Source organism: Pseudomonas sp. GW821-FHT09C10 (assembly GCF_059418085.1).
Genome location: NZ_JBWKPE010000008.1, coordinates 192,704 through 205,666, shown reverse-complemented (window position 1 = coordinate 205,666; position 12,963 = coordinate 192,704). Strand labels below are relative to the sequence as shown.

11 protein-coding genes are annotated in these 12,963 nt (G+C 61.5%); 3 read left to right on the top strand and 8 right to left on the bottom strand.

From position 1 onward, the window contains the following. Window positions 1-15: 15 nt before the first annotated feature. The 7 genes from purU to AC07OT_RS17220 form a co-directional block, all read right to left on the bottom strand. Window positions 16-873, bottom strand: a complete 858-nt coding sequence (gene purU / locus AC07OT_RS17250; protein WP_065925438.1) for a formyltetrahydrofolate deformylase — start codon at window positions 871-873, stop codon at window positions 16-18. A 10-nt stretch (window positions 874-883) separates the two neighbouring features. Continuing rightward, entirely contained in the window at window positions 884-1,516 is a 633-nt protein-coding gene (locus AC07OT_RS17245) for a sarcosine oxidase subunit gamma (protein WP_495108587.1), read from the bottom strand. Window positions 1,517-1,639: 123 nt separating this feature from the next. Continuing rightward, a complete protein-coding gene (locus AC07OT_RS17240; protein WP_027605978.1) occupies window positions 1,640-4,657 on the bottom strand; it encodes a sarcosine oxidase subunit alpha in 3,018 nt (1,005 codons plus the stop codon). Continuing rightward, the gene (locus AC07OT_RS17235) at window positions 4,654-4,956 is read right to left on the bottom strand and encodes a sarcosine oxidase subunit delta (protein ID WP_027605979.1); all 303 of its coding nucleotides are present in this window, start codon (window positions 4,954-4,956) and stop codon (window positions 4,654-4,656) included. The genes AC07OT_RS17240 and AC07OT_RS17235 overlap by 4 nt, the downstream gene beginning before the upstream one ends. Window positions 4,957-4,971: 15 nt before the next feature. Further along, the gene (locus tag AC07OT_RS17230; protein WP_010207084.1) at window positions 4,972-6,222 is read right to left on the bottom strand and encodes a sarcosine oxidase subunit beta; all 1,251 of its coding nucleotides are present in this window, start codon (window positions 6,220-6,222) and stop codon (window positions 4,972-4,974) included. A 22-nt stretch (window positions 6,223-6,244) separates the two neighbouring features. Further along, window positions 6,245-7,498, bottom strand: a complete 1,254-nt coding sequence (glyA, locus tag AC07OT_RS17225) for a serine hydroxymethyltransferase (RefSeq protein WP_027605980.1) — start codon at window positions 7,496-7,498, stop codon at window positions 6,245-6,247. Window positions 7,499-7,673: 175 nt separating this feature from the next. Beyond that, a complete protein-coding gene (locus tag AC07OT_RS17220; RefSeq protein ID WP_253492375.1) occupies window positions 7,674-8,402 on the bottom strand; it encodes a TraX family protein in 729 nt (242 codons plus the stop codon). A gap of 90 nt (window positions 8,403-8,492) precedes the next feature. Here AC07OT_RS17220 and AC07OT_RS17215 point away from each other — a divergent pair, with 90 nt between their 5' ends. Together AC07OT_RS17215 and AC07OT_RS17210 are read left to right on the top strand one after the other, a co-directional pair. After that, window positions 8,493-9,533 carry a threonine aldolase family protein gene (locus AC07OT_RS17215; RefSeq protein WP_065938192.1) on the top strand — a complete coding sequence of 347 codons (1,041 nt, stop codon included), beginning with the start codon at window positions 8,493-8,495 and terminating at the stop codon, window positions 9,531-9,533. A gap of 183 nt (window positions 9,534-9,716) precedes the next feature. Then, window positions 9,717-9,917, top strand: a complete 201-nt coding sequence (locus tag AC07OT_RS17210; protein ID WP_065938191.1) for a hypothetical protein — start codon at window positions 9,717-9,719, stop codon at window positions 9,915-9,917. A gap of 83 nt (window positions 9,918-10,000) precedes the next feature. On the opposite strand, the gene gbcB is transcribed toward AC07OT_RS17210, so the two are convergent. After that, a complete protein-coding gene (gene gbcB, locus AC07OT_RS17205) occupies window positions 10,001-11,101 on the bottom strand; it encodes a glycine betaine monooxygenase reductase subunit (protein WP_495108586.1) in 1,101 nt (366 codons plus the stop codon). A gap of 281 nt (window positions 11,102-11,382) precedes the next feature. Between gbcB and gbca the strand changes: the two genes are divergently transcribed. After that, window positions 11,383-12,678: a glycine betaine monooxygenase oxygenase subunit gene (gene gbca, locus AC07OT_RS17200; protein ID WP_065938190.1), complete on the top strand. Its 1,296-nt coding sequence runs from the start codon at window positions 11,383-11,385 to the stop codon at window positions 12,676-12,678. Window positions 12,679-12,963 lie beyond the last annotated feature (285 nt).

The following is a 12,963-nucleotide window of genomic DNA, read 5'->3' as shown; positions in this document are numbered from 1 at the left end:
CCTCATCAGGGGCAGTCAGAGCACCACAGTTCTATTGGCGTTCAAGAACACCCGCCGCTCAATGTGATACCCCACCGCCCGAGCCAATGTCAGCCCTTCGATGTCCCGCCCCTTGGCAATCAAATCTTCGGGATAGTGACTGTGATCCACCACCTCCACGCCCTGGGCGATGATCGGGCCTTCGTCCAGGTCGTTGTTGATGTAATGCGCCGTGGCACCGACCAGTTTCACCCCCTTGTTGTAGGCCTGGTGATACGGCTTGGCGCCCTTGAACCCCGGCAGCAACGAGTGGTGGATATTGATGGCCTTGCCGTCCAGCTTGCGGCACAGCTCCGGCGACAGCACTTGCATGTAGCGCGCAAGGATCACCAGTTCGGCGCCGGTCTCTTCCACCACTTGCCACACCTGACGCTCCTGGGACGGTTTGTCGTTAGGGTCGAGGGGGAAATGGTAGTAGGGAATTTGATGCCAGTCGGCCAAAGGTTTGAGATCGGGATGGTTGGACACCACCGCGACCACGTCCATCGACAGTTGCCCGATACGCTGGCGGTAGAGCAAGTCGTTGAGGCAGTGATCGGCCTTGGAGACCATGATCACCACTTTTGGCCGGTAGTTCGGCGCCGTCAGCTCGAAGATCATGCCAAAGGCTTCACCCCGCGAGGCCAGGCCATCGCGGAACGCCTGCTCATCGAAGCCATCCGGCTGACGGAATTCCACGCGAATAAAAAACCGGCCCGAGAGGCGGTCATCGAACGAATGGTGCTCGGTGACGTAGCAGCCCTGCTCGAACAGATAGCGGGTAACCGCGTCCACCGTGCCGAGCACGCTGGGGCAGTCGGCGGTCAAAATCCATGTATCGGGTGCGCGGCTCATGGGTCATTCCTCAGGCTTGAACGCTCAGGCCAAATTCGGCCGAGGCATCCTGCAACCACAACCACCAGTAATCCGAGAAGCTGCGACGAATCACCAGCTCCCAGGTGTCTTCAGCGGTATGGCGAATCACCAGCTGCGACTTGGCGAACACCGTGCCCACCGCCTTGCCCACCGGAAAGTTGTTGGGGTGCACGTCGTAGCTGGTGGATTTCATCAGCACATCGCGCACATTCGGGCCGCTGAGTTCGAGGATCTGCTGGCCGCCGCTGACGTTGACGACCTGGATATGCAGGTCACCCAGGGCGGCGCGCAGGTTTTGTTCGGCGGCGAATTCCTCACCGCCTGGCACGATCAGCAACCACTCATCCGGGCCGAGCCATTGCAGGCTGGTTTCGCCTTTGACGATGACCTGCAGGGCGCCGGGCAGTTCGATGTCCAGGGCCTTGTGCACACCGGCGGCGAAGGTCGCGTCATGGCCGTCGCCACGGATCGTGAGATGACCAAGCAATTTCTTTTCGCGCACGGTCACGCCGGCGTTCTTGCGGCTCTTGCCGACCAGGCTGGCGAGGTCGGCATGGTGCAGCGACGACTCGGCCTTGGCACCGGAGGTGGGGCGTTGCTGGTAAACATTGGCTGCTGTCATAAAGCACCTGTCTTGAATTCTGTGGTGACTGTTCTGGCCTCATCGGGGGCAAGCCCCCTCCCACATTTGGAATGCATTCCCCTGTGGGAGGGGGCTTGCCCCCGATGCAGGCGACTGGGTCTATCAGATGTTCTGCCGATCACCCTTAGGGTCGAAGAACACCGAAGACACAATCTCCGCCTCGATCACGCTGCCATCCGCCTGGGGCGAGAACACCCGTTCGCCGATGCGCTTCAAGCCGCCCTTGACCACGCCCATGGCAAACGAATAACCCAGGGAGTTGTGCGCGTAGCTGGAGGTGACGTGACCGACCATCTTCATCGGGATCGTCTGCTTCGGATCGAACACCAGTTGCGCGCCTTCCGGCAGCCACACGTTCGGGTCGATCGGCTTCAAGCCCACCAGTTGCTTGCGCTCTTCACGCACACAGTCTTCCCGGTTCATGCCGCGCCAGCCGATCCACGAGAACGGCTTGGTGCGACCGACACACCAGCCCATATTCAAGTCGTCCGGGGTCATCGAGCCGTCAGTGTCCTGGCCGACGATGATGAAGCCCTTCTCGGCCCGCAGTACGTGCATGGTTTCGGTGCCGTACGGGGTCAGGTTGTACTTCTTGCCGGCCGCGACGATCTGTTCCAGCACGCCCATGGCGTAGTCGGCCTGCACGTTGACTTCGTACGACAGCTCACCGGTAAACGAGATACGGAACACCCGCGCCGGAACACCGCCCACCAAACCTTCTTTCCAGGTCATGAACGGGAAGCCGTCCTTGTCCAGGTCGATGTCGGTGACTTCCGCCAGCAGCTTGCGGCTGTTGGGGCCGGACAGGGTCATGGTCGCCCAATGGTCGGTGACCGAGGTGAAGTACACCTTGAGGTCCGGCCATTCGGTCTGTTGGTAGATTTCCAGCCACTGCAGCACACGGGCGGCGCCGCCGGTGGTGGTGGTCATCAGGAAGTGGTTGTCGGCGAGACAGGCGGTGACGCCGTCGTCGAAGACCATGCCGTCTTCCTTACACATCAGGCCGTAGCGCGCCTTGCCCACGTCGAGTTTGGTCCAGGCGTTGGTGTAGATGCGGTTGAGGAACTCACGGGCATCCGGGCCCTGGATATCGATCTTGCCGAGGGTGGACGCATCCAGCAGGCCGACGCTGTCGCGCACGGCCAGGCATTCGCGTTTCACCGCAGCGTGCAGGTCTTCACCGTTGCGCGGGAAGTACCACGGGCGTTTCCATTGGCCGACGTCTTCGAACTCGGCGCCGTTTTTCACGTGCCAGGCTTGCAGGGCGGTGTAGCGCACCGGCTCGAAGATGTGCCCACAGTGCCGGCCCGCTACCGCGCCGAAGGTCACCGGCGTGTAGTTGGGGCGGAACATGGTGGTGCCCATCTGCGGGATGGTCACGTTCAGCGAGCGCGCGGCAATCGCCAGGCCGTTGACGTTACCGAGCTTGCCCTGGTCGGTGCCGAAGCCCAGCGCGGTGTAGCGCTTGACGTGTTCCACCGACTCGAAACCTTCGCGGGTGGCCAGTTCGATGGCAGCGGCGGTGACGTCGTTTTGCAGGTCGACAAATTGCTTCGGCGCCCGTGCGGTCGCTTTCTCGTGAGGCACCTGGAACAGCGCCAGGGTCGGCTCTTCCAGACGGCTCAAGGCTTTTGGCAGCGTACCTTCCACCGGGGCAAAACCGGCGTCGCTGGCGGCGCGCACGCCGCCTTCAAAGCCATCGGCCAGGGAATCGCCAAGGCCGTAGACGCCGTTGATGCCACCGACGCACACACGTTTCTGCGGGGCTTCGCCCGGTACAAAACCGAGGATGTCTTCGCGCCAGGTCGGCTTGCCGCCCAGGTGCGAGGCCAGGTGAACCACCGGGCTGTAGCCGCCGGAGCTGGCCACCAGGTCGCAGTCCAGCCATTCGCCGGGGCTGGTGACTTTATGCGCCTTGACGTCGATCGCGGCGATACGCGCAGCGGTCACGCGCTTGGTGCCACGGGCCTCGATCACGGCGCTGCCGGTGAGGATCCGAATACCTTTGGCGCGGGCTTCTTCAACCAGTGCACCGCGTGGGTTGTGGCGCACATCGGCCACTGCCACCACTTGCAGGCCCGCGTCCAGCCAGTCCAATGCAACGCGGTAGGCGTGGTCGTTGTTGGTCGACAGCACCAGTTTCTTGCCCGGCGCCACACCGTAGCGGCGCACGTAGGTGGACACTGCACCGGCAAGCATATTGCCCGGCACATCGTTGTTGCCGTACACCAGCGGACGCTCGCAAGCACCGGTCGCCAGGACCACACGCTTGGCACGCACACGGTGGATACGCTGACGCACCACGCCAATCGGCGCACGGTCACCGAGGTGGTCGGTCAGGCGCTCGTGGATGGTCAGGAAGTTATGGTCGTGGTAGCCGTTGACGGTGGCGCGGGGCAGCAGCACCACGTCCGGCAGGGCTTTCAATTCGGCGATAACGCTGGCAACCCATTCAGTGGCCGGCTTGCCGTCGAGGCTTTCGCGGGAGTCGAGCAGCGAACCGCCGAACTCCTCCTGCTCATCGGCGATGATCACGCGCGCGCCGCTGCGGGCGGCGGCCAATGCGGCAGCCAGGCCGGCAGGGCCGGCGCCGACCACCAGCACGTCGCAGTGACGGTTGAAGTTGTCGTAGGTGTCCGGATCGTTCTCGGTCGGCGAGCGACCCAGGCCGGCGGCCTTGCGGATGTACTTTTCGTAGGTCATCCAGAACGATTGCGGGTACATGAAGGTTTTGTAGTAGAAGCCCGGTGGCATCAGCTTGCCGCCGACCTTGCCGAGGATGCCCATCATGTCGTTGTTGACGCTCGGCCAGCCGTTGGTGCTGGTGGCGACCAGGCCCTGGTACAGCGCCTGTTGCGTGGCGCGTACGTTAGGGATTTGCGTGGCTTCGGTAGCGCCGATCTGCAGCACGGCGTTCGGCTCTTCGGCACCGGCGGCAAAGATGCCCCGTGGGCGCGAGTACTTGAAGCTGCGGCCGATAATGTCGACGCCGTTGGCCAGCAAAGCAGCGGCCAGGGTGTCGCCCTCGAAGCCTTTGTAGCTCTGGCCGTTGAAGCTGAAGGTCAGGACTTTGTTACGGTCGATCCGGCCACCGTTGGACAGGCGATTGATCTGGCTCATACCTTCTCTCCAGAGGCCTTGGCGGTGAACTGAGGCTTCTCACCGATCTTGTAGGTTTCAAGAATTTCGTAGGTCACGGTGTCGCGGGTCGCGTTGAAGTACTGGCGGCAACCGGCAGCGTGAATCCACAGTTCGTGGTGCAGGCCACGGGGGTTGTCGCGGAAGAACATGTAGTCGCCCCACTCTTCATCGGTGCAGGCATTCGGGTCCAGCGGGCGCGGGATGTGCGCTTGGCCGGACGCGTGGAATTCCTCTTCGGAGCGCAGTTCGCCACAGTGAGGACAGAAGATATGCAACATAGGGAATTTCTCCTGTTAGTGGGCGACGGCCGCAGCGCCGTGTTCGTCGATCAACGCACCGTTGTGGAAACGGTCGATGGAAAAAGGCGCCGCCAATGGGTGCATTTCACCCTTCGCGAGGCTGGCGGCAAATACGTTGCCTGAGCCCGGCGTGGCCTTGAAGCCACCGGTGCCCCAACCGCAGTTGAAGAACATGTTCGGCACCGGGGTCTTGGAGATGATCGGGCACGCATCCGGCGTGGTGTCGACGATGCCGCCCCACTGGCGGTTCATGCGCACCCGCGACAGCACCGGGAACATCTCGACGATGGCCTGGATAGTGTGTTCGATCACCGGGTACGAGCCGCGCTGGCCGTAGCCGTTGTAGCCGTCGATACCGGCGCCGATCACCAGGTCGCCCTTGTCGGACTGGCTGATGTAACCGTGCACGGCGTTGGACATGATCACGCTGTCGATAATCGGCTTGATCGGCTCCGACACCAACGCTTGCAGCGGGTGGGATTCGATCGGCAGGCGGAAGCCCGCCAGCGAGGCCATGTGCCCGGAGTTACCGGCGGTCACCACGCCGACGCGCTTGGCGCCGATAAAGCCCTTGTTGGTTTCCACACCGATGCACACGCCGTTTTCCTTGCGGAAGCCGATCACTTCGGTCTGCTGGATCAGGTCCACGCCGAGTGCGTCGGCGGCGCGGGCGAAGCCCCAGGCCACGGCATCGTGACGGGCCACGCCGCCGCGACGTTGCACGGTGGCACCGAGTACCGGGTAGCGGGTGTTTTTCGAGCAATCCAGGTACGGAATCTCGTCGGCTACTTGCTTGGCATTCAGCAGCTCGCCATCCACGCCATTCAGGCGGTTGGCGCTGACACGACGCTCGGAATCACGGATGTCCTGCAGGGTGTGGCACAGGTTGTAGACGCCACGCTGGGAGAACATCACGTTGTAGTTCAGGTCCTGGGACAGGCCTTCCCATAGTTTCATCGCGTGTTCGTACAGGTGCGCCGACTCGTCCCACAGGTAGTTGGAACGCACGATAGTGGTGTTGCGCGCGGTGTTACCGCCGCCCAGCCAGCCTTTCTCGACCACGGCCACGTTGGTGATGCCGTGCTCTTTCGCCAGGTAGTAGGCCGTCGCCAGACCATGCCCGCCGCCGCCGACGATGACCACGTCGTAGACCTTCTTGGGGGTCGGCGTGCGCCACATCTTCTGCCAGTTTTCGTGGTGGCTGAGGGAGTGCTTGAAGAGGCCGAAGCCCGAATAGCGTTGCATAGTCATTACTCCAAAACCGCGCTCAGCGATAAACCGGGAAATCAGCGCACAGGGCAGACACGTGCTTGGCCACGTTGGCCTCGACGTCGGCGTCGCCGAGGTTGTCGAGGATGTCGCAGATCCAACCGGCCAGCTCGATGCACTGCGGCACCTTGAAACCACGCGTGGTCACCGCCGGGGTGCCGATGCGCAGGCCCGAGGTCACGAACGGCGACTGCGGGTCGTTCGGCACGGCGTTCTTGTTGACGGTGATGTGGGCGCGACCGAGGGCGGCATCCGCCTCTTTGCCGGTGAGGCCCTGACGGATCAGGCTGACCAGAAACAGGTGGTTATCGGTGCCGCCGGACACTACATCGTAGCCGCGTTTGATAAACACGCTGGCCATGGCCTGGGCGTTATCGATCACTTGCTGCTGGTACGCCTTAAAGCCAGGCTCCAGCGCTTCCTTGAAGCACACCGCCTTGCCGGCGATCACATGCATCAGCGGGCCGCCCTGGGCGCCGGGGAAGACGGCGGCGTTGAGTTTCTTTTCAATTTCTTCGTTGGCCTTGGCCAGGATCAGACCGCCACGGGGACCGCGCAGGGTCTTGTGGGTGGTGGTGGTGACCACATCGGCGTACGGCAGCGGGTTCGGGTACAGACCGGCGGCGACCAGGCCGGCGACGTGGGCCATGTCGACGAACAGCAGCGCGCCTACTTTGTCAGCGATAGCGCGGAAGCGTGGGAAATCCAGGGTCTTGGAGTAGGCGGAGAAACCGGCCACGACCATTTTCGGCTTGTGCTCCACCGCCAGGCGCTCGACTTCGTCGTAGTCGATCAGGCCGGTGTCGGTGTTGATGCCGTACTGCACCGCGTTGTACAGCTTGCCCGAGGACGACACCTTGGCGCCGTGGGTCAAGTGACCGCCGTGGGCCAGGCTCATGCCCAGGATGGTGTCGCCCGCATTGATCAGCGCCAGGTACACGGCGCTGTTGGCGGACGAACCGGAGTGTGGCTGCACGTTGGCGTAATCGGCGCCGAACAGCTGCTTGGCGCGTTCGATGGCCAGGGCTTCGACCTTGTCCACGTGCTCGCAGCCACCGTAGTAGCGCTTGCCCGGGTAGCCTTCGGCGTATTTGTTGGTGAGGCCGCTGCCCTGGGCTTCCATCACACGCTTGCTGGTGTAGTTCTCCGACGCGATCAGCTCGATATGATCTTCCTGGCGCTGCTCCTCGGCGTTCATGGCCGCCAGCAGTGCGTCGTCATATCCCTGGATCTGGTCTTGTTTGCTGAACATCGCGTCTCTCCCAGCCTTTCGTATTGTTGAGGCCCGTGCAGGGCCCTTTGATGCGATGGTAGGGCTGGCGCAGACAGGCCAAATGCCTGCGCACGCCACGCAAAGGTGCGTTTACGACATTGCCGGAACAACACGAAACAAATGTGGGAGAGGGCTTGCTCCCGACAGTGGTGGGTCAGGCGATGATGTGGCGCAGAAGCAGCAGCAGGAGGAAGTGCAGCGGATAAAGGGCGTAGGCCCAGCGGCGCATTGCTGGCGGTGAGGTGCGATGGGCATGTCGCAATAAGACCAGGCCCGCCAATGGCGCAATCAGGCAGGTCGCCAACCCCAACAGCGCCACCGGCGTACCGCTATTGAGCAGGATCTGCCATTGGTTAGCGGCCACGCAGACACATCCTGGCAACACACTGAAATACCAAGGCCGGCGAAACACCAGCAACATCGCCAGTGGCAGCAACACACCAAAGAAACCGAACATTAAGTGCGACGAAAATACCGCCGCTATCGTGACGGCGATCAACGCCAATCCTCGATCAAAAAACGCCTTCTGCTGCCATCCTCGGGCAACCAGCAGCCCCAACGCCAGGGTGGGCAGCACGTTCAACGTATCGGCGTCCTCGATAAACAGCCGATACGGCACTTCGCTGATCACGCTGAACAGCAGCAGCCAGCCCAGATAGCGCCACTGGCCGGTCACCGGTGCGTTGCGGGCCCGGTGCAGGTTCGCCGCAATCGCCAGGCAAAACCACGGAAACGCCAGGCGCCCCGGCACATACAGGCCATCGAGGCTCAGACCGACATAACGTAGGTGGTCCAGCACCATGCTCAGCAGCGCCAGCCACTTGAGCAAATCCAAAGCGCCATCACGGACGCGTCCGACAGGCATCGTTTCAGAACCGTGCATAATTCCCCAGTGACTTTGCATTTACAGTGCGTGCGCAGCGTCAACAATCTTGGTTACAGTGCGCACCAACATCGACCACAGGAATGGGCCATGACCGACAAGAGCCAACAATTCGCCAGTGACAACTATTCGGGCATTTGCCCCGAAGCCTGGGCCGCCATGGAACAAGCCAACCAGGGTCATCAACGTGCCTACGGTGATGATGAATGGACCCACCGCGCCGCCGACGGTTTCCGCAACCTGTTCGAAACCGACTGCGAAGTGTTCTTCGCCTTCAACGGTACGGCCGCCAACTCCCTGGCGCTGTCCTCCTTGTGCCAGAGCTACCATAGCGTGATTTGCTCGGAAACCGCCCACGTCGAAACCGACGAATGCGGCGCGCCGGAGTTTTTCTCCAACGGCTCCAAGCTGCTCACCGCCCGCACCGAAAACGGCAAGCTGACCCCGGAATCGATCCGCGAGATCGCCCTCAAGCGCCAGGACATCCACTACCCCAAACCCCGCGTAGTGACCCTGACCCAAGCCACCGAAGTCGGCAGCGTCTACACCCCGGAAGAAATCCGCGCCATCAGTGCTACCTGCAAGGAACTGGGGCTGAACCTGCACATGGACGGCGCACGCTTTTCCAACGCCTGTGCGTTCCTCGGCTGCTCACCCGCCGACCTGACCTGGAAAGCCGGAGTGGACGTGTTGTGCTTTGGCGGCACCAAGAACGGCATGGCCGTGGGTGAAGCCATCCTGTTCTTCAACCACAAACTGGCGGAAGACTTCGACTACCGCTGCAAACAGGCCGGCCAACTGGCCTCGAAAATGCGCTTCCTGTCCGCCCCTTGGGTGGGACTGCTGGAAAACGACGCCTGGCTCAAACATGCGCGCCACGCCAACCACTGCGCGCAATTGCTCAGTAGCCTGGTAGCGGATATTCCCGGTGTGGAGCTGATGTTCCCGGTGCAGGCCAACGGCGTGTTCCTGCAACTCTCGGAACCAGCGATTGCCGCGCTGACGGCCAAGGGCTGGCGCTTTTATACCTTCATCGGCAAAGGCGGGGCGCGGTTCATGTGCGCGTGGGATACCGACGAAGAGCGCGTACGAGAATTGGCGGCGGATATTCGGACAGTGATGGGCGCCTGACCGCAGCAGATGCTGGCGCAATGCCGAGTCTGTCAATTGATATTTCTGACAGCTGCGCACTGGCTTTTCATTGGCTAGCCTCTTGGAACCCGAAAGGAAAACGTCGCTGCAGAGACGCCCTTTCGGGCTAACTGCCTGCCGACCATTCGGCTGGAAACGGAAATCCAGAAGAGAGCCAAACCCATGGAATATCAAAGCAACGGCAACACCCTGCAAGGCGACGGCACCGTCAACACCACCGTGATTGATTGGGATGAGTTCAGGAAGTACGCAAAAGTCGGCGACACTATCCGAGAGTCATCGCGGACGCTGCGGATCTACGACAAAGTCTATGAACTGACAGCATCAGGCCAGCACTTTGTGGTCCACATCTACGCCCAGTAACCGTTAACCCCCACGTCGGAGATTCATGACCTCCGACGTCCCCTTGATCGTTCCCACGCTCGCGTGGGAACGAGCTGAGTGGATCAGAACTCGATGCGCACATCCCCCTTCGGCACGCTGCAGCACGACAGGATGTAACCCTCAGCTTCGTCTTCCTCGGTGATCCCGCCGTTGTGGTCCATCTCCACCTCACCGCCCAGCTTCATCACCTTGCACGTCCCGCAAATCCCCATGCCGCAGGCCTTTGGAATCAACAGCCCAAGCTTGGCCGCCGCCGCGTGGACGGTCTCGCCAGGGGCGACGCGAATGCTCTTGCCCGAGGCGATGAACTCCACTTGATGCAGATCCGCCAGATCGATTTCCGGGGCATCCGCCGCTTGCTCGGCCTGCTCCACCGCGTCGGCGCGGGCTTCCGGCGGCGTGGCGCCGAAGGATTCCTCGTGGTAGCGCACCATGTCGAAACCGGCGACTTCCAACAGGCGTTTCACCGCATTCATGTAGGGCGTCGGGCCGCAGCAGAACACTTCGCGCTCAAGGAAGTCGGGCACCATCAGTTCGAGCATCTTGTGGTTCAGGTAACCGCGATAACCGGCCCAGGGCTCGCCCAGGCCGTGTTTTTCGCAGATCAGGTGCAGGCTGAAGTTGTCGATCCGCGACGCCATATGCTCCAGCTCGCGGTGGTAGATGATGTCTTTGGGCGAACGGGCACTGTGGATAAACGTCATGTCGACGTTGGCGTTGGTGTCGTAGAACCAGCGGGCCATGGACATCACCGGCGTGATCCCCACGCCGCCACTGAGGTACAGCACTTTCGGGCTGGGGAAGTCGATGGCATTGAACAGCCCGACCGGCCCGTGCACCGCCAATTCCTGGCCTTCATGCAGGGTGTCGTGCAGCCAGTTGGACACCTTGCCGCCCGGCACGCGCTTGATGGTCACCGAGAAGCTGTAGGGCACCGACGGCGAACTGGAAATAGTGTACGAGCGCATGATCGGCTGGCCCTCGATTTCCAGCTCCAGGGTGACGAACTGCCCCGGCTTGAAAAAGAACAGGATCGGCTGGTCAGCCATAAAGCAGAAGGTGCGCACATCCCAGGTTTCCTGGATGACTTTGACGCAACGGACGATGTGCCGACCATTGGCCCAGGTCTGGGTGGTTACCGGATTCAGGAAATTATTGGACATGTTGTTCTCCACCGCCGACGTCGGCCTTATGGTGGCGATTCTGCGTAACGCGGGAACCGCCCATTTACCTATCTGCGACATTCACATACTTATCGCGACCAGCCCCCATACCACGGGGGTTGCGCGTCGGGAACAGAGTGGGCCATGTCGCTCATGGATAAGGTTCGGCGCATCAGCAGCCCCACACTCGCTCCCAACAACGACGCTTTCTTTACGCCTTGCTGCAAACCTGATCAGCCACTATTCGTCGGCCACACAGAATGGCCTTGAGGACACACACGATGGACGTCACCGCAACCTTAAGCTTGGGCGATCCGCTGGAACCCGCACGCAAGGCCACCGCGCAAATGCTGCAAGAGCGCGAGCGCACCTTTTCGCTGCCGCAGCCGTTCTACTCTGATGAGCGGTTGTTTGATATCGACATGCAGGAGATCTTCCAGAAAGAGTGGTTGATCGCCGGCATGACCTGCGAGATCCCCACCAAGGGCAACTACCTGACCCTGCAAGTGGGCAAGAACCCGATCATCGTGATCCGTGGCGCCGAAGGCGTGGTGCATGCGTTCCATAACGTGTGCCGCCACCGTGGCTCGCGCCTGTGCACCAGCGACAAGGGCAAGGTTGCCAAGCTGGTGTGCCACTACCACCAATGGACCTACGAGCTGGACGGGCGCCTGCTGTTCGCCGGCACCGAGATGGGCGCCGATTTCGACATGAAGCAATATGGCCTCAAGCCGGTGAATGTGAAGACCGCCGGCGGCTACATCTTCATCAGCCTGGCCGAGAACCCGCCGGCCATCGATGACTTCCTGTCGACGCTGAACCACTACATGGAACCCTACGACATGGAAAACACCAAGGTGGCGGTGCAAACCACCTTGATGGAAAAGGCCAACTGGAAGCTGGTGCTGGAAAACAACCGCGAGTGCTACCACTGCAACGCGTCGCACCCCGAGCTGTTGAAAACCCTGCTGGAATGGGACGACGTCACCGACCCGCGCGCCGATCAGGCCTTTAAAGACCACGTGGCAGCCTCCGCCGCCGCTTGGGATGCCGAGAAGATCCCTTACGCCCACGCCAGCTTCGGCCTGCGCAACCGTATCGTGCGCATGCCGCTGCTCAAGGGCACCGTGTCGATGACCCTGGACGGCAAGCAGGGCTGTGCCAAGCTGATGGGCCGTATCAAGAACCCCGACCTCGGCTCGATGCGCATCCTGCACCTGCCGCACTCCTGGAACCACTGCATGGGCGACCACATCATCGTGTTCACGGTGTGGCCGATCAGCGCCCAGGAAACCATGGTGACCACCAAGTGGCTGGTGCACAAGGACGCTGTGGAAGGCGTGGACTACGACGTGGAGCGCATGCGCCAGGTGTGGGACGCCACCAACGACCAGGACCGTCGCCTGGCCGAAGAGAACCAGCGCGGGATCAACTCCACCGCCTACCAGCCCGGCCCGTACTCCAAGACCTATGAGTTCGGCGTGGTGAACTTCGTGGACTGGTACAGCGAGCGCATGTTGAACAACCTCGGCGCAGCGCCGGCGCCTTACCTGAAAGGCGTGGCTGCACACGAATAACCGATACCCACAGCTCAAAACTGTGGGAGGGGGCTTACCCCCTCCCACACTTGAATCTCACACTGCTTAATATTTGATCAACTCTCTCGCAGACCACTGCCAGCCTGCCCTCCAGCCTTTACCCAACAACTTATCCACAAAGCCACCCACAGCAATTGTGGGCAACTGCGCTATCCCATCAAAATTAATTGAAGAAAATCCGTGACTTATTCAACTTGACGGCTCCAGCGGCACATTGATCATTTATTGATCAAAACCCTAAAAGCCACGTAGAACGTGACCTGT